This window comes from Phenylobacterium montanum, from assembly GCF_018135625.1.
GTDB classification, from domain to species: domain Bacteria; phylum Pseudomonadota; class Alphaproteobacteria; order Caulobacterales; family Caulobacteraceae; genus Poindextera; species Poindextera montana.
Map to the genome: position 1 here is coordinate 4,390,277 of NZ_CP073078.1, position 20,355 is coordinate 4,410,631.

The window sequence follows — 20,355 nt, forward strand, 5'->3', positions numbered from 1 at the left end:
AGAGGGTACCTGAGCGGCGGCCCGGGAGACGATCAATACTTGAACGACAGCGAAGCGCCGAACGTGGTCGGCTGGCCGGGGAAGCGCACGACGCTGTTGGCGTTGCTGGCCACCGCCGTCCAGTAGTAGGCGTCGGTGATGTTCCGGTCCCAGATCATGAACTCCCAACGGTCGTTCAGGGCATGTATGCCCACGCTGGCGTTGAGCAGGCCATAGCCCTTGATGCCGAACAGCGGATCCTCGCCCAGGTCGGCGTGCGAGCGGGACTGGTAGCGGCCGTTGAGCGCCGCCTGCAGTCCGATCGCATCGTTGATCGGGTGATCGTAGAGCAGGGTCAGGCTGGTCTGCCAGGTCGGGCTGAGCGGGAACTGCGCGCCGGCGAAGTTCTGCGGCAGGCCGGCGGCGTTGATGCCGACGTACTTCTGGACTTCGGTCTGCAGATAGGTGACCGAGGCGGTGGCCGTCAGGCTGTGGGTCACCCGCCAGGTCACGTCGCTGTCGATGCCGTAGGCCTGGGATTTCGGGATGTTCACCAAGCGCGCCAGCGCCGTGTAGATCGGGTCGGCGAAGTAGCCGCTGAGCTGCTTGTCCTTGTAGTCGTTGTAGAAGATCGAGGCGTTGACCTGCAGCCGCCGGTCGGCCAGCAGGGCCTTCACCCCGACTTCGTAGCCGGTCAGCAGCTCCTGTCGGGCCGGCGCGTCGGACGTGTCGATATTGGCGGCGTTGATCGGCGTGTCGCCGGCCTTGGCGCCCCGGGCGATGGCGGCATAGGCGAGCACGCCGGGCTTGATGGTCCAATCCAGCGAAACGCGGCCGGCGACGTTGGTTTCATCCAGCTTGGAGCGCACCAGGCCGAAGCTGTTGGTCGGCGGGTCGAAGCTGACGCAGCCGTTGGGCTGCACCGCGGCGGGGAAGTTCCCGCCGCCATAAACCAGTCCATAGAGGAAGCGGTTGAACAGGTTCACCGTGGGCAGGAGGTTGCCGTTGTAGGCGAACGAGCATCCGCGGAAGGTCTGGCGGTCGTCGGTGTAGCGGATGCCGGTGGTGAGCTTCAGAGCGTCGGTCAGGCGCCAGTCCGCATTGGCGAACAGGCTCCAGGTGTCTGTGTCCAGATCGCCGATGTCGCTGTAGGTGCGGAAGGCCTGGGCGACGTCCTGGGCGGTATAGCCGAAGGTGTTGAAGGGGCTGGCGACCAGGCCCCCGGCCGGGATGGGGCCGCCGCCGTAGAGGGTGAGCAGCCGGATGGCGGTGACGTTGGCGTTCTCGCCCAGCAGGGTCCGGTCACCGTCGGTGATGGAGTCGTGGCCGTAGTAGCCGCCGACCAGCCAGTGGCCGAGCCGGGTGTCGCCCTCGAGGTGAACGTCCTCGGAAATGGAGCGGATGGTCCCATCGACCTGCTGCACCAGGAGTTCGTAGGGCGCGCCGCTCCAGTCGAACGCCGCATGCCGGGTCAGGTCGTTGTAGCCGGTCAGGCTGACCAGTTTCGCATTGTCGCCGAGGCTGTAGTCCAGGCGCAGCTTGACGGCGTAGAAGTCGTCATTCTCGCGCAAGGGGCCTGCCACGCCCGTGCCGGTCCCGACGTTGGCGCTGCGTTGCGCGGCCGGCTCCCAGTCGGCCTGAGTATCGCTGCTCGGCGCATGGCTGGCGATGTAGGCGGCCAGACCCGGCGTATTGAACGGGCTGAAGGCGCCCCCGGCCGCGGGGTCGGTATTGGGCGTGAAGCCGATCGCCTGGGCGGCGGTGGTGTCGGAGCCGTTGTGCCAGCCGGAAAACGAGGCGTCGATGCGCAGCTTAGAGGTCGGTTCGGCGGCGAGCGAGGCGCGCCAGCCGTAGCGGCTCACACGCCCCTGCCGGTCGCCCGGGCGGGTGTCGCTGACCTGCCAGCCCTCGTCGCTGTTCTCTGTGCGGAAGGCGAGGCGCCCCTGGACGCCGGGCATCAGCGGCCCGCTGACGAAGCCCTCGAAGTTATGGGTCTGGTAGTTGCCGATCTCGGCGGTGGCGCCCGCCGCGAAGCTTTCGGACGGCTTGTTGGTGATGAAATCGATCAGGCCCGCCGTGGCGTTGCGCCCGTACAGCGTGCCCTGGGGGCCTTTCAGCACCTCGACGCGCTGAAGGTCGAAGATCGGCCCCGTGTTCATGAACGGATAGGGATAGGCGACTTCGTCGGTATAGGTCCCGACGGTCGAGGTGGCCGACAGGTTGATGGTGTTGAAGCCGATCCCGCGCAGCGTATAGATCGGCACGCCTTCATAGCCCTGGGACACGGTGAAGCTCGGCGCCACCGCGCTGAGGTCCTTGGTGCTGGTCACGTGCAGCTGGGTCAGCTCCGCGCCCCGGAAGGCCTGGATGGCCATGCCGATCTTGTTCGCGGTCTCTTCGCGGCGCTGGGCGGTGACGACGATCGATTCGATGGTCTCCGGCTGGGCCGACGCGGCCTTGGCCGGCGGCGCGGACTGCGCATGGGCGAACGTGGCCGCCATGAGCGCCGGCAGCGAAGCGCCGAGCGCCAACGCGGCGCGGCGCGCCGTTGCTACTAAGGTTTGCATGCGCGTCTTCATCCCTCTGGGGCGCCGTTCGGCGGCTTGCTCTGTGTGGGCGCCAAGCTTTCCGACGATCCCGCCCCGCGCAACCTGTCGAAGCTGACAGGGTCGGCCGCGTCAGAGTCCCAGAGTGCGGTGGGCCAGGATGTCGCGTTGGATCTCGTTCGAGCCGCCGTAGATCGAGGCGGCCCGGTTGTTGAGATAGCGGGCCTGGGCCATCAGGCTGTGCTCGGGCCCGATCGGCGCGACCGTCGATCCGGCCCGGCGGGCCTCGGGCTGATAGGGGGACCCGTAGTGCGCGGCGCCGAGCAGGAACAGCTCATCGAATTGCTGCATCAACTCGGTGGACTGGATCTTGAGCATGGACGAGGCCGGCCCGGGCGGCACGCCCGCGGACAGGGCCGCCATCACTCGCCGCTCGGTCATGTCGATGGCGTCCAGGCTGATGGTCGCCTGTCCCAGCCGGCGACGGAACGCCGGCTCATCGACCAGGCGCCCGCCGTCGTCGGCCTGTTCCTGGCTCGCGAGGCGCACCAGGCGTTCGAGGGTCACGCGCAGCCCCGCCGCCGCCCCGCCGCCGCGCTCGAATTCGAGGAGATACTTGGCGACGGTCCAGCCCTGGTTCTCTTCGCCGACCCGGCCGCTGAGGGGGACGCGGACATTGTCGAAGAAGACCTGGTTGACCTCGTGCTCGCCGGCCAGGGTGATGATCGGGCGCACCGTGACGCCGGGACTCGCCATCTCCAGCAGCAGGAAGGTGATCCCGGCCTGCGGTTTGCCTTCCCGGCGGGTGCGGACCAGGCAGAACATCCGGTTCGCCCAGTGGGCGTGGGTGGTCCAGATCTTGGTCCCGTTCAGGACATAGTGGTCGCCATCCTGGACGGCCTGCAGCTGCAGGGCGCCCAGGTCCGACCCTGCGCCGGGTTCCGAATAACCCTGGCACCAGTAGTCTTCGCCCGACAGGATGCGGGGCAGGTAGTGGGCCTTCTGTTCCGGCGTTCCGAAGCCCATGATCACGGGCCCGACCATCTTCAGGCCCATCGGGGCCAGGCTCGGCGCGCCGGCCCGCGCGCATTCGGCGGCGAAGATATAGCGCTGCATCTCGGTCCAGCCGGGCCCGCCATACTCGACCGGCCAGGAGGGCGCGACCCAGCCCCTCTCATGCAGGATGCGCTGCCAGGCGAGGCTGTAGGTCTTGTCCATGAAGACGCTGGAAGCGCGCCGGCCGGCTTCCTGCAGATCCGGCGGCAGGGCCGCGTCGAGAAAATCCCTCACCTGGTCGCGAAAGGCCACGTCGTCTTCGGTGAGGTCCAGGTTCAAATCTGATCTCCTTGGGGCGCGGTCGACCCGTCATCCATCGATGGACGCGGAGAAGGCCGCACACAAGCTGTCGGGATTGATAGCGTTTCGAGCCGGCGTCGGTATCGGCGATCGCAAGATGGTCAGGCGCGCCTCATCCTCTGCGCGCCAGGATCTCCGATTGCCGCCCGGGGGGAAGCCAGGCGAATTCGCCGGGCAGCCCCATGCGCACGGCGGCTTGCCAGGCCGGGGACTTGCGATCCCGGATGGTGTCCGCCAGTCGGCCGAAAACGCGCAGGACGGCGCGATCGGCCGCCGTCAGGTTCCACTCCGCGCCGAGTTCGAGCCTGTTGCGAACCAGGTCGGGCAGGATCGAGACAGCGCCTTTGGCCAGGGCGCGATGCAGGAACTTGGGCGCGCTGGGCGCCGCCTTGCCCGAGGCGATGATGCCGAGGAATTCGAGATTGATCGAGTGGGGTTCGAAGTCGGGCGCCAGGGCGGCCATCATCTCCAGGAACTCGGCCTCCGACCTGACCGGGCGCCGCACGCCATAGAGCTGGCTGACGGAGACGCCTTCTGAGAAAAATCTGGCTTGATCTTCGTCCGTCAGGGGGCGGACGAAGCTGTGATAGGCCTTCATGAAGCCGAAGGCGGCGGTGGCGTGGACCCAGTCCAGGAGTTCAGGCTCCAGGGCCTTGTAGGCCCGGCCGTCGGGCGTGACGCCCGAAACCTTGCTGTGCAGGCGATTGACGCCGGCGATCACCCGCCGGGCCGCGGAGGCCGGGCCATAGACGCCGACCATGGCGGCGGCGCCGGTCCGTCTCGAGCGTCCGATAGGATCGATCCGATAGACCGAATGGTCCCACACGCCGCTGCGGATCCGCGCATCGGCGAATTCGAGCAGCACGGCGGCGACTCCGCCGACGCCCAGGGCGACCGGGTTGCGGAACACGCGCCATTGCACTGAATCCGGCGGCACGAGCGAGGGCTCGCCGAGGGGATTGAGAAAGTCGATCGGGGCTTCTCGCGCCGCCGCCGCCTTGGCGGTTTCGTGAAGCTCGAAATCCGCTGCTGGGCTATGAGCGGTCATGTGTTCTCTCCCCGGTCAGCGCGCCGCCAAACCTCGACTTGCTGGTGTCGGAGCGAAGGGCGCGCGCGTCAACCTGATGGTTTTGGGAGGGGGCTGAGCCGCCAGCCGACCTGAGACGCCTTCGTGGCGGTCTCAGGAAAGGAACCGCTTGCCTCCGACCCCTGCGATCTCGCCGATTTGGCCGGGACGCTTGCTGACCGATATGCGTACGGCGTAGGGCCAGACCGGCCAGGGGCGGTCGCGCGGTGAGCAAGCCCGGGACGGAAGACGGCTCCGGGGGCAGGATACCGACCCCAGGAATGCTCCCCGTCTGCGCCTGTCCCGTCAGCCGAGCAGCGGAAACTTGCCCGGATCATCCTCCCAGGGATTGAACACCGCCGCCCCGCAGTGACGCACATCCTTGGTGTTTCGGGTCACGAAGTACAGGCCGGCCTCGACGGCCGTCGCCGCCAACAGTGTGTCGACGACCGAGGGAGGCTGGCCGGTGCCGCGCCTGATGCGGCCGGCGAGGGCGCCCCAGCGAAGGACCACAGCATTGGTGAGCGGGAGGACCCGCGCGCCGAAGCGCACCGCAATGGCGTCCCGGGCTGCGGCGTATCGGGCGCGGGAAGGATTGGTTTCGGCGAGTTGGTGGACCCCCTTATCGTACTCGGCCAGGGTCAGGATGCTGATGAACATCCGCCTCTCGTCCTGGCCTGCGGCCCAGGCCATGACTGACGGCGCGCCATTGGCGGCGGACAGCGAGGCGATGACGTTAGTGTCCAGCAGCCAGCCGTTCAAAGCTCGGTCTCGCGGCCGAAATCCTGCTCGCGCTCTATTTCGAGTCCCTCGAGGTGCAGACCTTGAAGGAATTCGACCAGGGACTGGGTTGGCTTCGGCCCAGCGAGACGTTCGTATTCTCCGGCGTCGAGAACCACAACGGCAGGCCGGCCGCGCACGGTGACCGCTTGAGGCCCCTCGTCGTGCGCCCGGCGCACCAGTTCGCTGAAACGCGCCTTGGCGTCCTCCAGCTTCCAGGCTGGCGGCGCTGTGGCGGCGGATTTAGGCATGACTGCGCTCCTGACTAGCTAGTCAGATGTAGCAGTCACGAGCGTGTCTCGCCAGTCGGAGGTAACTTCGCCCTAAACCAGCGCCCCGTGGCAGTGCTTGAACTTCTTCCCTGAGCCGCAGGGGCAGGCCGCGTTGCGGCTGGTCTGCTCCCAGCCGTCCGGCAGGGCGCTCACCGGCAGGGCTTCGCGCTGGTCGGCCGGCAGGCCGTCGGGGATGGTGAGGCCGCGCTCATTCTGGCCGGTCAGGGGGTCCATGTGCACTTCCACCAGGCCGCGGGGCGGCGGGGCGGGGGGCGGGGGCTCTTCGAAGCGGAACTCGATGGTCATCAAAAGGCGCGTCACGCTCTGGCGCAGGTCCAGGAGCAGCTTTTCGAACAGCGAGAAGGCTTCGGTCTTGTACTCGTTCAGGGGGTCGCGCTGGCCGTAGCCGCGCAGGCCGATGACGTTCCTCAGGTGGTCGAGGTGCATCAGGTGTTCGCGCCACTGCAGGTCGATCATCTGCAGCAGGAAGTTCTTTTCGATGCCGCGGGTCTGTTCAGGGCCCAGGAGTTCCTCGCGCTCCTTGGCGCGGGCGTCGGCGGCGGCGACGATGCGCTCCTCGATCTCCTCGTTAGCGATGCCGTCCTCGGCCGCCCAGTCCTTGATCGGCAGCTCCAGGCCCAGGGTGTCGCGCACGCGCTCCTGCAGGCCGTCCACGTCCCACTGCTCGGCATAGGCCTTGGGCGGCAGGTGGCGCACCACCAGGTCGGTGATGGTCTCGCGGCGCATCTCCAGGACCTCGTTCGACAGGTCCTCGGCCTCCATGAACTCCTGGCGCTGCTCGAACACGGCCTTGCGCTGGTCGTTCACCACGTCGTCGTATTTGAGCAGGTTCTTGCGGATCTCGTAGTTGCGCTGCTCGACCTTGCGCTGGGCGGTGGCGATGGCCGAGTTCAGCCACTTGTGCGTGATCGCCTCGCCTTCCTGGACGCCGAAGGTGCGCATGATCCCGTCCAGCCGCTCGCCGGCGAAGATGCGCAAAAGGTCGTCCTCGCAGGAGAGGAAGAACTTGGAGACGCCTGGGTCGCCCTGGCGCCCGGTGCGGCCCCTGAGCTGATTGTCGATGCGCCGGCTCTCGTGGCGCTCGGTGCCCAGCACATAGAGGCCGCCGGCGGCCAGGGCCGCCTGCTTGCGCTCGGCGATCTCGGCCTCGATCTCGGCCTTCCTGGCCAGGACCTCCTCGGCGGTGACCTCGATGCCCAGGCCCTGCTGCTGGTGTCGCCAATCCTCGACGCGCATGTCGACATTGCCGCCCAGCTGGATGTCGGTGCCGCGGCCGGCCATGTTGGTGGCGATGGTCACCGCGCCCGGCACGCCGGCGTCGGCGACGATCTTGGCCTCCTGCTCGTGGAAGCGGGCGTTCAGCACCTGGTGGGGGATGCCGATGCGGGTCTTGCCGTCCACCTCGTACTTGTGGGTCTTGAGGAGCTCGGACAGGGTCTCAGACTTCTCGATCGAGACCGTGCCCACCAGGATCGGCTGCTGGTTCAGATAGCACTCGACGATCTGCTTGAGGATGGCCTCGTTCTTTTCGCGTTCGGTGCGATAGACCTCGTCGTCGAAGTCGATCCGCGCCACCGCCCGGTTGGTCGGAATCTCGCTGACGTCCATCTTGTAGATGTCGTTGAATTCCTGGGCCTCGGTGGCGGCGGTGCCGGTCATGCCCGAGAGCTTGGAATAGAGGCGGAAGTAGTTCTGGATGGTGACCGAGGCCAGGGTCTGGTTCTCGGGCTGGATATCGACCCTTTCCTTGGCCTCGATGGCCTGGTGCAGGCCCTCCGACAGGCGCCGGCCGGTCATCATGCGGCCGGTGAACTCGTCGATCAGGATCACCTCGCCGCCCTTGACGATGTAGTCCTTGTCCAGGGTGTAGAGCACGTTGGCCCTGAGGGCCTGGTTGACATGGTGCACCACCGAGATGTTGGCCGGATCGTAGAGGCCGGCGGAGTCCTCCGCCAGGTGGCCGGCGGCCTGCAGGATTTCCTCGATCTTTTCCGAACCGTATTCGGTCAGCAGGACCTGCTTCTGCTTCTCGTCGTGGTCGAAGGTGTCGGGGTCCTTGATCAGGTCGCGGATCACCGCGTCCATGGTGATGTAGAACTGCGAGCGGTCCTCGGTCGGGCCGGAGATGATCAGCGGGGTACGCGCCTCGTCGATCAGGATCGAGTCGACCTCGTCGACGATCGCGAAATGGTGGCCGCGCTGGACCATCTCGGCGACCGAATAGACCAGGTTGTCGCGCAGATAGTCGAAGCCGAACTCGTTGTTGGTGCCGTAGGTGATGTCGCTGCGATAGGCGCGCTGGCGCTCGCCCTGGCTGAGGCCATTGACGATCACGCCCACCGACAGGCCGAGGAAGCGGTAGACCTGGCCCATCCAGTCGGCGTCGCGCGCGGCCAGGTAGTCGTTGACGGTGATGACGTGCACGCCCTTGCCGGCGAGCGCGTTCAGATAGACCGGCAGGGTGCCGACCAGGGTCTTGCCCTCGCCGGTGCGCATCTCGGCGATGCCGCCGCTGTGCAGCACCATGCCGCCGACCATCTGCACGTCGTAGTGGCGCTGGCCCAGGGTGCGCTTGGCCGCCTCGCGCACGGTGGCGAAGGCTTCGGGCAGGATGTCGTCCAGGCTCTCGCCCTTGGCCAGGCGGTCCTTGAACTCCTGGGTCTTGGCTTTCAGCTCGGCGTCGGACAGAGCCTGGAACCTGGGTTCCAGGGCGTTGATCTGCTGGACCTTGGCCATCATGCCCTTGACCTTACGGTCGTTGGAGGAGCCGAAGATCTTTTTGGCGAAGCCGAGCATGCGAAGGGGGTCCGATAGAGCTTGCGGCGTAACGGCCGCTTGGGGACTGTCTTAGCCCTAGCCCGCTCGAAAAACCGCTGAAAATGGCGCGCGAGACTTAAGCAGCGGCCTCGCCGGTGTCAACGTAAGCCGGGGGCTATGGGTGACAGGCTGACGCTGCGCTCCTTTCCGTCACGCGGCTTCGCGAGCTGCGCCACGGCCCAGGCCGCGGCATCGCGCACGACGTCGGAGGCGTCGTCCCGCAGTGCCTGCGCCGTCTCGGCCAGCGCAGGGTCGGCGGAATTGCCGATGGCGTAGAGCACGTTGCGTACGAAGCGGTCGCGGCCGATGCGCTTGACCGGGCTCTTGGCGAACAGGGCGCGAAAGGCCGCATCGTCCAGCCGGGCGAGGTCGGCCAGGGCCGGCGCCTTCAGGGCCTCGCGGGCCTGCAGCGCCATTTCGCGCGAGGCCCGGGCGAACTTGTTCCAAGGGCAGACGGCCAGACAGTCGTCGCAGCCGTAGATTCGGTTGCCCATCGCGGCCCGGAATTCGGGCGGCACGGGGCCGGCATGCTCGATGGTCAGGTAGGAGATGCAGCGGCGGGCGTCGAGCTGGTAGGGCGCCGGGAAGGCCGCGGTCGGGCAGATGTCCAGACAGGCGCGGCAGGCGCCGCAGTGGTCGGTCTCCGCTGCGTCAGGGGCGAGGACGCTGTCGGTCAGGATCGAGCCCAGGAATAGCCAGGAGCCGAAGGCGCGCGAGACCAGGTTGGTGTGTTTGCCCTGCCAGCCAAGGCCCGCGCTCTGGGCCAGAGGCTTTTCCATCAGGGGGGCGGTATCGACGAACACCTTCAGTTCGCAGCCGGTCTCGGCGACCAGCCAGCGGGCCAGGGCCTTCAGCCGCTTCTTGATCAGCTCGTGATAGTCGTCGCCCTGGGCGTAGACCGAGATGGCGCCGCGCGAGCGGTGTTCCAGAATCGCCAGCGGATCGGCCTCGGGACCGTAGTTGACGCCGAGCACGATGGCCGAGCGAGCGCCGGGCCACATGGCTTTCGGGTGCGCGCGGCGCGCCCGGGTGGTCTCCATCCAGGCCATTTCGCCATGCCGGCCGGCCTCGACGAATTCCGCCAGCCGCGCCGCCGCCGGCCAGGCCTGCTCGATTGAGGCGAAGCCGCAGACGTCGAAGCCCAGGGTCTCGGCCTCGGCGCGGATCCGGCGTTCGATGGGCTCAGAAATCGAGGTCGTCATAGTGGGCGACCGGGGCCAGGCCCGGCCAACGGTCGGTCAGCAGCGGCCTGAAGCAGGGCCGCGACTTGATCTTGGTGTACCAGGTGCGCGCGGCCGGGAAATCGGTCCAGGGCACGTCGCCGAAATAGTCGATCACCGAGAAATTGGCGGCGGCGGCGAAGTCGGCCAGGCTGAGCCGGCGCCCGTTCAGCCAGTCGCGCTCGGTCAGCAGCTTTTCCACATAGCCGAGATGGGCCCGCAAGGCTTCACGGCCGGCGCGCATATTGGCCGGGTCCGGGGCGCCGAGGCCCAGCAGGCGCTTTTCCATCTTCTCGTGCAGCAAGAGGCCGTTGACCTCGTAGTCGAACTTGCGGTCGAACCATTGCAGCAGGCGCCGGGTCTCGGCCCGCTCGGCCAGGTCGCGCCCCATCAGCTCAGGCTCGGGCGTGACCTCTTCCAGGTGCTCCAGGATCGCGCGGCTCTCGCAGACCACCAGGGTCTTGCCGCCGTCGGTTTCCACCAGCACGGGGGTCATGCCGGAGGGGTTCAGCCGGGTCAGCTCGGGCCGGCGCTCCCAATAACGTTCGGCAACCTCGTGGAACGCCACCCGCTTTTCGCCCAGCGCCAGGCGCACCTGGCGCGAGGCCGGGTCCAGCGGAAAATGATGCAGGGTGCGCTCGACGGTCATGATCTGAAAAACTCGGCCCGCATTCTTCGGTCGCTATCGTTCAATAGCGCCGGGCCGTCTTAAGGGATCGTTTACCGCGTCTTCAATGGATCGACACGGTCGTCTCGCCATCGTGATGTTCGTGGAAGCCGGGTCCACCGTGCGGCTCGGCGAAGCCGCGCGGGTCGGGATGGATCAGAATGTCGGCGGTGGGAAAGGCCGCCAAGACCCGGTTCTCGGCCGCGACCATGATCTTGTGCGCGTCGATCAGCGACAGGCCTGGCTCAAGGTCGCAGTGCATCTGGATGTGGATGTAGGGGCCGGCCGCGCGGGTCCTCAGCTGATGCACGCCGCGCACGCGGGGGTCTTCCCGCATCAGCTCGATGATCCGACCGCGGGAGGCCCGATCCAGCTCCTGGTCCATCAGCTCGGTGCTGGCGCCGCGGAACACGCTGACCGCGCCCCAGACCAGCCAGGCGGCGACGATGAGGCCGGCCAGGGCGTCCGGCGCCGGACTGGCGATCGCCATGCTGGCCCCGATCCCGGCGAAGGCCACGAGGTTGGCGGCGATGTCGACGAGGTAGTGGGTGCGATCCGAGGTCACCGCGACCGACTGCGCCTGGCGCAGCACTCGCGACTGGGCCGTGACCAGCAGCAGGGTCAGCCCTGTAGAGGCGCCCATCACCCAAAGGTCCAGGACCTGGTTGCTCACCGCCTCGGGGTGCATCAGCCGGTCGACGGCCTCGCGCCCCACCAGGGCGGCGGAGGCGAATACAAGGCCTGCCTGGATCAGGCTGCCGAAGGCCTCGGCCTTGCCGTGGCCGTAGCGGTGCTCGCGATCAGGCGGTTCGGCGGCGTAGCGGACCGCGAAGAAGGTGGTGGCGGCGGCCAGCATGTCCAGCGCAGAGTCGGCCAGCGAGGCCAGCATGGCCACCGAGCCCGAATTGATCCAGGCGGCGATCTTGGCCAGGCTCAACACCGTCGCCACCGCCAGCGACAGGCGGGTGATGCGGCGGGTCAGGGCCGCGCTCTCTTCGACGGTCAGGCCGGCGGGCTCGGGGGCGCTCATGACGGGGGAATTTAGCGGGGCGGAACGCAAAACCTAGCGCGAACGATTCTCGTCTTCGTCCAACGCGCGGCTTGGCGCTTCAGTTCTGCACGCCGAAGATATCGATCAAGGGCTTCCACTGCCCGGCGACCAGGGCGGCGAACAGGATCAGGCCAGCGTCGCGGTTGGACTTGAACAGGGCCAGCGCTCCGGCCGGATCGTCCAGCTTCAGCTTCAGGGTCTGGCGCAGCAGGTGGGCGGCGTACAGCGGGACGATCAGGTAGAAGGGCGTGCCCAGCCGGGCGGCGAGGCCGACGCTGGCCGCGAGGGTCAGGCTGACGGCGTAGAACAGCAGGACGCCTCGCCCGGCCTGTTCGCCCAGGCGGCGGGCCGAGGACTTGACCCCGGCCAGGGCGTCGTCCTCCAGGTCCTGCACGGCGTAGATGGTGTCATAGCCCAGGGTCCAGAAGACGCCCGAGGCGTAGAGCAGGGCCGCGGGCAGGCCGAGCCGGCCAGTCGCCGCCGCATAGCCGAGGAGCGCGCCCCAGTTGAAGGTGAGCCCCAGCCAGGCCTGGGGCCACCAGGTGATCCGCTTCATGAACGGATAGGCCGCGACCAAGAGCAGCGAGCCGGCGCCCAGGCCGATGGCCAGCGGCCCCATGGTGACCAGGATCGCCAGGCTGGCGGCGCAGCAGAGGGTGATGAAGACGAAGGCCTGCCTGACGCTGATCTGGCCGGACGCGACCGGACGAGCAGCGGTGCGGGCGACCTTGGCGTCGATGTCGCGGTCGACGATGTCGTTGAAGGCGCAGCCGGCGGCCCGCATCAGGGCCGCGCCGACGGCGAAGGCGGCGATCAGCCAAAGGCTTGGCCAGCGCCCCTGCATGGTCCCGGCCAGGGCGATCGCCTGCCAGCCCGGCAGCATCAGAAGCCAGATCCCCACTGGCCGGTCGAAGCGGCCGAGCTTGAGCCAGGGGCGCAAGGGCGGCGGCGCCAGGCGGTCCACCCAGTTGGTCGGCGCGGCGTCGGGCAGGTGGGCGGTGGTCATGGCGCGAGCTTAGCGTCGCGGCGCGCGTCTGTCCCCTCCCGGCCCTTTCCCCTGCGTGACTTTGGAGCGACACTCATCCGCAGCGATCACTTCGTCGCGCCGGCCCGCCTTGACCGTTCCGAGAGGCGGGAGGAGGATGACCGCATGGCCCGCCGACCGACCCCCTTTGCGCATTGCGCCGCCAAAGCGGCTCATCACGCGCGTGCGGGCGTGGCCATCCTCGCCGTCCCGTACACCCGACAATGAATTCATAAGGCTCGCTACGACTCCGACCGGTCCGTGCGCGGGCCGGGAAAGACGAAGTCATGAGCGAGATTTTCGACGCCGATACGGGCGACATCCGCCGAAGAACCCTGACCAACGGCCAGGTGCTGGGCTTCATCGCCGGCTTCTGGATGCGGCGGCGCGGGCTTTTGGCTGCGGCGATCGGATTGATGCTGGCCTCGGTGGCCTTCGACCTGGCCATGCCCTGGGCCGCGCGCGGCTTGGTGGACGCGGTCGCCGCACCGCGCCATGCCGGCGGGATGGGCCTCGTCTGGAGCGCCTGGGCCCTGTTCGTGGCCATGAACCTGGGCTTTGCGGTCTGCCGCAACTCTTCCTTCCGCTTCTGGAACCCCCTGGCGGCGCGCAACATGGAGGAGATGGTCAACGAGGCCTTCGCCAGGGTGCAGTCCTTCTCGTCCGACTGGCACGCCAACAACTTCGCCGGCTCGACGGTGCGCAAGGTCAGCCGGGCCATGTGGGGCTATGACCAGGCCTCGGACGCGGTGATCTGCTGGATCGGGCCGGCCATCCTGGTGCTGGTGGGCCTGTCGGTGAGCATGCTGGTGCGCTGGCCGATCGTCGGCGCCTTCTCGCTGAGCGTGGTGGCGCTCTACATCGGCTCCAACGTGGCCCTGGTGCAGTTCTATGTGCGCAAGGCCAATCTGCAGTCGATCGCGCTCGACAGCCGCATCGGCGGGGCCCTGGCCGACGCCATCAGCGCCAATCCGACGGTCAAGGGCTTCGGCGCCGAGGGCCGAGAACAGGCCAGGCTGGCTGCGGTCAGCAACGCCTGGCAGCGAGCGGCGCTGAACACCTGGACCCGGTTCCTCAACGTCTGGGCGCTGCAGAACGTGCTCCTGATCGTGCTGCTGTCGGGCCTCTCGGGCCTTTTGGTCTGGCTGTGGTCGAAGGGAGAGGCCAGCGCGGGCGACGTGGCCTTCGCCATCACCTCGTTCCTGATCATGAGCGGCTATCTGCGTACGGTCGGCGAGAACGTGCGCATGATGCAGCGCGGCCTGGACGACGCCGAGGACGTGGCCAGCTTCATGCGCCAGGCGCCTCAGGTCTTAGACCAGGCGGCGGCGAACGATTTCATCCCCGGCGACGGCGAGATCGTGTTCGACCGGGTCACCTTCCGCTACCAGGGCCAGGCCGAGGCGCTGTACCAGGGCTTCTCCCTGGCCATCGTTCCGGGCGAGCGGGTGGCGCTGGTGGGGGCGACGGGCTCGGGCAAGTCGACCTTCGTCAAGCTGATCCAGCGGCTCTACGACATCGAGGCCGGCCAGATCCGCATCGACGGCCAGGACATCGCCCAGGTGACCCAGGGCTCGCTGCGCCGGGCGATCGCGGTGGTGCCGCAGGACCCGGCCCTGTTCCACCGCAGCGTGGCCGAGAACATCGGCTATGCCCGCCCCGGCGCCACGCGCGAGGAGATCGTGCTGGCGGCTCGGCGGGCCAGGGCCCACGACTTCATCCAGCGCCTGCCCCAGGGCTACGACACCCTGGTCGGCGAGCGGGGGGTGAAGCTATCGGGCGGGGAGCGGCAGAGGGTGGCGATCGCCCGGGCCTTCCTGGCCGATGCGCCGATCCTGGTGCTGGACGAGGCGACCTCGTCGCTGGACGTGGAGACCGAGCGCGAGGTGCAGACGGCGACGGAAGGCCTGATGCGCGGCCGCACCACCATCGTCATCGCCCACCGCCTGTCGACCATCCGCCACGCCGACCGCATCCTGGTGTTCCAGGCCGGCCGCGTGGTCGAGGAAGGCAGCCACGGCGAGCTCGTGGCGATGGGCGGCGCCTATGCGCGGCTGAACGCGGTGGCGGAGGGGACGGTGTAGTCGGCGAGCGGGGCGGCGAGGTCGCCTCGCCCGTTCACCGAAACCTCGTCCAGGCCCAGCCAGGCGGCCATGGCGGCCAGTTCGCCGGCCAGGGCGGGGACCACGGCGCCGGCCTTCTCGCCCGCCTCCAGATGGGCGGCCTGGACCAGCAGGCGCCCGCCCGCGCGGTCGGCCTTCAGGTCGACGCGGGCGGTGATCCTTTGGCCCTGCAGCAGGGGCAGGACGTAGTAGCCGTGCTCGCGCTTGTGCGCGGGGGTGTAGATCTCCAGCCGCACCCGGACCCCGAACAGGCGCTCGGTGCGCTCGCGGGCCCAGATCAGGTTGTCGAAGGGCGAGAGCAGGGCGGTGGCGGCGATCCGGCGGGGGATCTTGGCGTTTGGGTGCAGATAGGCTGGTTGCCGCCAGCCCTCCACCGTGACCGGGGTCAGTTCGCCCGCCTCGACCAGCTCCGCCAGCCGCGCGCGGGTCTCGGCCACGGGCATGCGGAAATAGTCGCGCAGGTCTGCCTCCGTGGCCACGCCCAGCGCCGCGGCGGCGATGCGCAGGAGCTGGCGGTGGGCGTCCGCCTCGGACGGGGTCGGCAGGGATGAGATGCGCGCCGGCAGCACCCGCTCGGTCAGGTCATAGACCCGCTCGAAGCCGCGCCGGGTCTTGGTGGTGATGAAGCCGGACCAGAACAGCCACTCCAGGGCCCGCTTGCCCTCGCTCCAGCTCCACCAGCCGGGCGCGCCCCGCGGCCCCTCGGCGAAATCGCCGCCGGTGACCGGGCCGCGCCGCTCGATCTCGGTCAGGATATTGTCGATGTAGTCGCGCCGCTCGCGGCCGAAGCGGGCGAGGCCGGTCCAGGTCTCCCCGCCCTCGGCCCGCGCCATACGCCAGCGGAACAGGGGCTGCAGCTCCAGCGGCATCAGCGAGCATTCGTGGCCCCAGTATTCGAACAGGCTGGGCTTCTTGCCCCAGGCCTCGGCCTCCAGGTGGGCGCGGTCGTAGCCGCCCAGGCGCGAGAAGGCCGGCAGGTAGTGGGTTCGGGCCAGCACGTTGACCGAATCGATCTGCACCACCCCCAGCCGGTCGAACAGCTTGCGCACATGCGGCCGCCGCGGCTCGCCGCGTGGACGAAGATCAGTCAGCCCCTGGGCGGCGATGGCGATCCGCCGGGCCTCGGCGGCGGAGAGGTCGGTCTTCATGCGGCTTTGGCTAAAGCAGGGTGACTTGAGCTGAAATCAGAGCCGCTAAACCAGCCGCTCTTCCCGGCGAATGCCGGGATCCAGATCGTATGGCGCATCGGCCTGAAGCGTATTCACCAACAGCCAACTTCCACGGTCTGAGTTCTTTGATCTGGGGCCCGGCATTCGCCGGGATGAGCGGAGTTTTGGTGGATGGGCCTCGTCTCATCTTGCAAAGCTTTCACTGCTTCAAGGTTCCAGTCGCCCATCATTGATGGCGTCGGCCTCGAAGGTGAACAGCACCTTCGGGTCGGGCGGGTCGACCTTCTCGTAGATGTCGGCGGGGGCCAGGGCGTGCAAGAGGTGGCGGATCACCGCCAGGCGGGCCTTCTTCTTCTTGTCGGTGTGCACGCAGGTCCAGGGGGCGTGGGCCGAGTGGGTGCGGATCAGCATCTCGTTGCGGGCCTGGGAGTAGGCCTTCCACTTCTTCTGCGCCACGCCGTCGAGCGCGCTCACCTTCAGCGCCTTCAGGGGATCGTTGCGCCGCGCCTCCAGCCGCCGCTCCTGCTCGTCCTTGGAGATGTCGAGCCAGAACTTGACGATGCGGATATTGGCCTCGCACAGCATGCGCTCGAAGGTGGGCGCATCGTGAAGGAAATCCTCCTGCTGGCGGGCGGTGGCGAAGTCCATCACCCGGTCGACCCCGGCCCGGTTGTACCAGGAGCGGTTGAAGATCACGATCTCGCCGGCCGCGGGCAGGTGGCGCACATAGCGCTGGAAGAACCACTCGGTGCTCTGGCGGTCCGAGGGCTTGGGCAAGGCGGCGACCCGCGTGTTCCGCGGCGCCAGGTGCTCGGTGATGCGCTTGATGGTCCCGTCCTTGCCGGCGCCGTCGCGCCCCTCGAACACGACCACCACCTTCTCGCCCTCGGCCATGGCCCATTGCTGGTAGCGGACAAGCTCGACCTGCAGTTCGGCCAAGGCCTGCTTGTAGTGCTGGCGATCCTTCATTCCGGACTCCGAACAGGCGATTTGGAACCATTCGACAGGCGCAGCGCCCGGCGGACCGACCGTCAACGAGCCTGCCGCAGGATAGGTTTCAGGCCGTCCCGGTGAGCCAGCGCGTCAGGGTCCTGCGCACGATGCGCTTGACCTTGTAGACTCGCTGGTTGGCGTAGGCCCAGACCAGAATCTCGCCCGCCCAGCGGCGCGGCCCAGGCGGGTTGCGGCGACGATTGATGTCGCGCACCAGGGCCAGGAACCGCGCCCGCACCCCGAGCATGACGTCGAAATCCGCCTCCTTACGCGGCGGCCTGGGGGCGCCTGGCGCGCGGGGCGCGCCGCGCACCCCGAACTCGATGCTGACCTGATCACTCGCCGCCACGCTCTCGTCGAGGAAGAAGGGCAATAGGGCCACGAAGTCCCAGCCCCACGGGACCGATCCATAGCGGTCGCCCATCAGCGTCATCACCTCAGCGATCGCCGGCGTGCGGAACAGGCCGTAGATGGCGGTGGCGTGGGCGCCGAACATCAAGCCCAGCCGATCGAGCCGGGGCGCGACATCGCGCGCTTTGACCACCTGGCCCTGGAAGGTTTCGGTTACGCGGCCGACCGCGAGCTGTTTGTCCGGATGGGCCTGCAGCAGGGCGTGCAGGACCTCGATATAGTTGGCGTCGGAGCGGTCGTCGGCGGCGCGCCAGAGGAAATAGGGGCTGGTCGCCGCCCGCGCCAAGTCGCTGAAATTGAGCAGCGCGCCCTTGTTATGCGGTTGACGATGATAGCGCACCCGCGGGTCGCGCGCGGCGTAGTCGGCGGCGATCTGCGGCGTCTCGTCGGTCGAGGCGTTGTCAAAGACCAGGATCTTCAGGTCCTTGAAGGTCTGGCCCAACAGGCAGTCCAGGCATTCGGCCAGGTGGGCGGCGCCGTTATAGACCGGAACGCCGACGGTGATCGCCGCCAAGATGCTCGCCCTCCAGCGTCCACGCCGAGGCCTCCGCTCTAGGCCGCGCCGCCGGGGCCGGTCAATGGCGCCTCCCGCCAGGGCGCGCGCTCGGCTATCACAGGCCATGATCCGACTTTTCGTCCCCAACGACCTGAAAGCCGGCGCCGAGATCGCGCTGGGCTCCGACCAGGCGCGCTACATGACCCTGGTGATGCGCCAGGCGGTAGGCGATGCGGCCCTGCTGTTCAACGGCCACGACGGGGAATGGCGCGGGATCGTGGTCGAGGCGTCGAAGAAGGCTTGCCGCCTGAGGCTGGAGCAGCGCACCCGCGAGCAGGCCGCGCCGCCGGACCTCGACCTGGTCGTCGCCCTGGTCAAGCGAGCGCGGCTGGAGACCATCGTCGAGAAGGCGGCCGAGCTGGGCGCCCGGCGCGTGCGCCTGGTGATCACCCGCCGCACCCAGGCCGACCACACCAATGTCGCGCGCCTTGCCGCCATCGCCACCGAGGCGGCGGAGCAGACCGGGCGGCTCGATGTCCCCGAAATCGTGGCGCCGGAAAAGCTGGATCGGATGCTGGCGTCTTGGGACCCTGCGCGGCGGCTGATGTTCTGCGACGAGGCCGGGGACGATCCCGAAGCCGAGTGGGGCGGAGAGGCCGGCCGCGCGCGTCCGGCGCTGGAGGTATTGGCCGAAGGGGAGGGCTCTTCGTGGGCTATTCTCATCGGCCCCGAGGGCGGGTTCGCGCCGGAGGAGCGCGCCGCCCTGCGCGCTGCGCCCTTTGTCGCCCCGGTCACCCTCGGCCCGCGGATCCTTCGCGCCGACACGGCGGCTATCTCGGCCCTGACCCTCTGGCAGGCCGCCAGGGGCGATTGGCGGGAGGCCCCTTGAGTAAGGGCGCCTTGGCGCCCAAATCGAGAACGCCTAGAAACTCGCGCCAGACCGGGGATGCTCCCCCGCGGTGTCATCGGGGGGTATATGGTCGAAGTCGCGCAGAAGAACGGGCCGCCGCTCACCTTGCAGGCCATGGCCGAGCACCTGGCCAGCGGCAGCAAGCCCGAGAGCCGGCACCGCGTCGGCTCCGAACACGAGAAATTCGTCTTCCGCACCGATGGGCGCCGGCCCGTCCCTTACGATCTCGACGACCAGGGGCGCGGCGGCATCCATGCGCTCATGACCGGGCTCGAACGATTCGGTTGGACCGGGGTCTATGAGGACAATCAGTTCGGCCACACCCTGATCGGGCTCGAGCGCGGCGGCGGCAATATCAGCCTGGAGCCCGGCGGACAGTTCGAGCTTTCCGGCGCGCCGCTGGAGAGCGTGCACGAGATCTGCGAGGAGATCGGCCAGCACATCGAAGAGGCCAAGACCGTCGGCCGCGAGCTGGGGCTCGACTTCCTGTCCCTGGGCCACACCCCCGACTGGTCGCGGGCCGATGTTCCGGTGATGCCCAAGGGCCGCTACGCCATCATGCGCGCCTACATGCCCAAGGTCGGCGGCATGGGCCTGGACATGATGTTCCGCACCTGCACCGTGCAGGCCAACCTCGACTTCTCGTCCGAAGCCGACATGGTGGCCAAGTTCCGCCTGAGCCTGGCGCTGCAGCCGATCGTCACCGCCCTCTACGCCAATTCGCCCTTCGTCGAGGGCAAGCCCACGGGCTTTTTGTCCAGCCGCGCGCGGGTCTGGACCGACACCGATCCCGACCGCACCGGCATGCTGGATTTCGTGTTCAAGGACGGCTTCGGCTTCGAGACCTATGCGGCCTACGCGCTCGACGTGCCGATGTATTTCGTCAAGCGCAACGGCCGCTACATCGACGCCTCGGGCCAGTCGTTCCGCGATTTCATGGCCGGCAAGCTTCCGGCCCTGCCTGGCGAGACCCCGACGATCAAGGACTGGTCCGACCATCTGACGACCCTGTTCCCGGAGGTTCGCTTGAAGACCTATCTGGAGATGCGCGGCGCCGACAGCGCCCCGCCCGGACGGCTCTGCGGCCTGGCGGCCCTGTGGATCGGCCTGCTCTACGACAAGGCCGCCCTGGCCGCGGCCTGGGACCTCTGCAAGCACTGGGAAATCGAGGACCACGAGCGCCTGCGCCTCGACGCCGCCCGCCTGGGCCTAAAGGCCACCGTGGCCGGCCGCACCGTGCGCGACATCGCCAAGGACATGCTGGCCATCGCCCATGAAGGGCTGAAGCGCCGCAACAAGCTCAGCGCCGCCTTCACCGACGAGACCGGCTACCTGGCCGAGCTGGAAGACATAGCCGACAGTGGCCTGACCCCCGCCGACCGCTGGCTGGAGCTCTACAATGGCCCGTGGCAGGGGCGGATCGAGCCGATCTACGAGGCGGCGGCTTACTGAGA

Annotated in this window: 16 protein-coding genes; 3 read left to right on the forward strand and 13 right to left on the reverse strand. The window is 68.3% G+C overall.

The window, feature by feature from the left end; genetic code table 11:
- Window positions 1-32: 32 nt before the first annotated feature.
- The 10 genes from KCG34_RS20040 to ubiA all read right to left on the reverse strand — a co-directional run bounded on the left by KCG34_RS20040 (window position 33) and on the right by ubiA (window position 12,781).
- Window positions 33-2,546 carry a TonB-dependent receptor gene (locus KCG34_RS20040; protein WP_211937369.1) on the reverse strand — a complete coding sequence of 838 codons (2,514 nt, stop codon included), beginning with the start codon at window positions 2,544-2,546 and terminating at the stop codon, window positions 33-35.
- Between the two features lie 111 nt (window positions 2,547-2,657).
- Window positions 2,658-3,860 (reverse strand): acyl-CoA dehydrogenase family protein, encoded by a 1,203-nt coding sequence (locus KCG34_RS20045; RefSeq protein ID WP_211937370.1) that lies wholly within the window; start codon window positions 3,858-3,860, stop codon window positions 2,658-2,660.
- Between the two features lie 133 nt (window positions 3,861-3,993).
- On the reverse strand, window positions 3,994-4,929 hold the full coding sequence (locus KCG34_RS20050; protein ID WP_211937371.1) for an oxygenase MpaB family protein: 936 nt from the start codon (window positions 4,927-4,929) through the stop codon (window positions 3,994-3,996).
- 324 nt (window positions 4,930-5,253) lie between these two features.
- A complete protein-coding gene (locus KCG34_RS20055) occupies window positions 5,254-5,709 on the reverse strand; it encodes a type II toxin-antitoxin system VapC family toxin (RefSeq protein WP_211937372.1) in 456 nt (151 codons plus the stop codon).
- The gene (locus tag KCG34_RS20060) at window positions 5,706-5,978 is read right to left on the reverse strand and encodes a type II toxin-antitoxin system Phd/YefM family antitoxin (RefSeq protein WP_211937373.1); all 273 of its coding nucleotides are present in this window, start codon (window positions 5,976-5,978) and stop codon (window positions 5,706-5,708) included. The genes KCG34_RS20055 and KCG34_RS20060 overlap by 4 nt, the downstream gene beginning before the upstream one ends.
- 72 nt (window positions 5,979-6,050) lie before the next feature.
- Complete coding sequence (secA, locus tag KCG34_RS20065; RefSeq protein ID WP_211937374.1) at window positions 6,051-8,816, reverse strand: preprotein translocase subunit SecA; 2,766 nt, start codon at window positions 8,814-8,816, stop codon at window positions 6,051-6,053.
- Window positions 8,817-8,935: 119 nt separating this feature from the next.
- Window positions 8,936-10,039: a tRNA epoxyqueuosine(34) reductase QueG gene (queG, locus tag KCG34_RS20070; RefSeq protein ID WP_211937375.1), complete on the reverse strand. Its 1,104-nt coding sequence runs from the start codon at window positions 10,037-10,039 to the stop codon at window positions 8,936-8,938.
- A complete protein-coding gene (gene fzlA / locus KCG34_RS20075) occupies window positions 10,020-10,706 on the reverse strand; it encodes an FtsZ-binding protein FzlA (protein WP_211937376.1) in 687 nt (228 codons plus the stop codon). The genes queG and fzlA overlap by 20 nt, the downstream gene beginning before the upstream one ends.
- An 82-nt stretch (window positions 10,707-10,788) precedes the next feature.
- Complete coding sequence (locus KCG34_RS20080; protein ID WP_211937377.1) at window positions 10,789-11,754, reverse strand: cation diffusion facilitator family transporter; 966 nt, start codon at window positions 11,752-11,754, stop codon at window positions 10,789-10,791.
- Window positions 11,755-11,833: 79 nt separating this feature from the next.
- Entirely contained in the window at window positions 11,834-12,781 is a 948-nt protein-coding gene (gene ubiA / locus KCG34_RS20085) for a 4-hydroxybenzoate octaprenyltransferase (protein ID WP_211937378.1), read from the reverse strand.
- A gap of 305 nt (window positions 12,782-13,086) precedes the next feature.
- On the opposite strand from ubiA, the gene KCG34_RS20090 reads away from it, so the two are divergent.
- The gene (locus tag KCG34_RS20090) at window positions 13,087-14,883 is read left to right on the forward strand and encodes an ABC transporter ATP-binding protein (protein ID WP_211937379.1); all 1,797 of its coding nucleotides are present in this window, start codon (window positions 13,087-13,089) and stop codon (window positions 14,881-14,883) included.
- Here the strand turns inward: KCG34_RS20090 and KCG34_RS20095 are convergent.
- The 3 genes from KCG34_RS20095 to KCG34_RS20105 form a co-directional block, all read right to left on the reverse strand.
- Entirely contained in the window at window positions 14,844-16,070 is a 1,227-nt protein-coding gene (locus KCG34_RS20095; protein ID WP_211937380.1) for a winged helix-turn-helix domain-containing protein, read from the reverse strand. The genes KCG34_RS20090 and KCG34_RS20095 overlap by 40 nt on opposite strands.
- A gap of 228 nt (window positions 16,071-16,298) precedes the next feature.
- Window positions 16,299-17,060: a polyphosphate kinase 2 gene (ppk2, locus tag KCG34_RS20100; RefSeq protein ID WP_211937381.1), complete on the reverse strand. Its 762-nt coding sequence runs from the start codon at window positions 17,058-17,060 to the stop codon at window positions 16,299-16,301.
- Between the two features lie 88 nt (window positions 17,061-17,148).
- Window positions 17,149-18,009, reverse strand: a complete 861-nt coding sequence (locus tag KCG34_RS20105; RefSeq protein WP_211937382.1) for a glycosyltransferase family 2 protein — start codon at window positions 18,007-18,009, stop codon at window positions 17,149-17,151.
- Window positions 18,010-18,115: 106 nt separating this feature from the next.
- On the opposite strand from KCG34_RS20105, the gene KCG34_RS20110 reads away from it, so the two are divergent.
- Entirely contained in the window at window positions 18,116-18,880 is a 765-nt protein-coding gene (locus tag KCG34_RS20110; RefSeq protein ID WP_211937383.1) for a 16S rRNA (uracil(1498)-N(3))-methyltransferase, read from the forward strand.
- 87 nt (window positions 18,881-18,967) lie between these two features.
- Complete coding sequence (locus tag KCG34_RS20115; RefSeq protein ID WP_211937384.1) at window positions 18,968-20,353, forward strand: glutamate--cysteine ligase; 1,386 nt, start codon at window positions 18,968-18,970, stop codon at window positions 20,351-20,353.
- The last annotated feature ends 2 nt before the right edge of the window (window positions 20,354-20,355 follow it).

Excerpts from the sequence above, each read along its gene's own strand:
- queG (WP_211937375.1), bottom strand. The coding sequence starts at position 10,039 with ATGACGACCTCGATTTCTGAGCCCATCGAACGCCGGATCCGCGCCGAG.
- KCG34_RS20050 (WP_211937371.1), bottom strand. The coding sequence starts at position 4,929 with ATGACCGCTCATAGCCCAGCAGCGGATTTCGAGCTTCACGAAACCGCC.
- ppk2 (WP_211937381.1), bottom strand. The coding sequence starts at position 17,060 with ATGAAGGATCGCCAGCACTACAAGCAGGCCTTGGCCGAACTGCAGGTC.
- KCG34_RS20110 (WP_211937383.1), top strand. The coding sequence starts at position 18,116 with ATGATCCGACTTTTCGTCCCCAACGACCTGAAAGCCGGCGCCGAGATC.
- KCG34_RS20040 (WP_211937369.1), bottom strand. The coding sequence starts at position 2,546 with ATGCAAACCTTAGTAGCAACGGCGCGCCGCGCCGCGTTGGCGCTCGGC.
- KCG34_RS20060 (WP_211937373.1), bottom strand. The coding sequence starts at position 5,978 with ATGCCTAAATCCGCCGCCACAGCGCCGCCAGCCTGGAAGCTGGAGGAC.
- KCG34_RS20080 (WP_211937377.1), bottom strand. The coding sequence starts at position 11,754 with ATGAGCGCCCCCGAGCCCGCCGGCCTGACCGTCGAAGAGAGCGCGGCC.
- KCG34_RS20095 (WP_211937380.1), bottom strand. The coding sequence starts at position 16,070 with ATGAAGACCGACCTCTCCGCCGCCGAGGCCCGGCGGATCGCCATCGCC.
- fzlA (WP_211937376.1), bottom strand. The coding sequence starts at position 10,706 with ATGACCGTCGAGCGCACCCTGCATCATTTTCCGCTGGACCCGGCCTCG.
- KCG34_RS20090 (WP_211937379.1), top strand. The coding sequence starts at position 13,087 with ATGAGCGAGATTTTCGACGCCGATACGGGCGACATCCGCCGAAGAACC.
- KCG34_RS20115 (WP_211937384.1), top strand. The coding sequence starts at position 18,968 with ATGGTCGAAGTCGCGCAGAAGAACGGGCCGCCGCTCACCTTGCAGGCC.
- ubiA (WP_211937378.1), bottom strand. The coding sequence starts at position 12,781 with ATGACCACCGCCCACCTGCCCGACGCCGCGCCGACCAACTGGGTGGAC.
- secA (WP_211937374.1), bottom strand. The coding sequence starts at position 8,816 with ATGCTCGGCTTCGCCAAAAAGATCTTCGGCTCCTCCAACGACCGTAAG.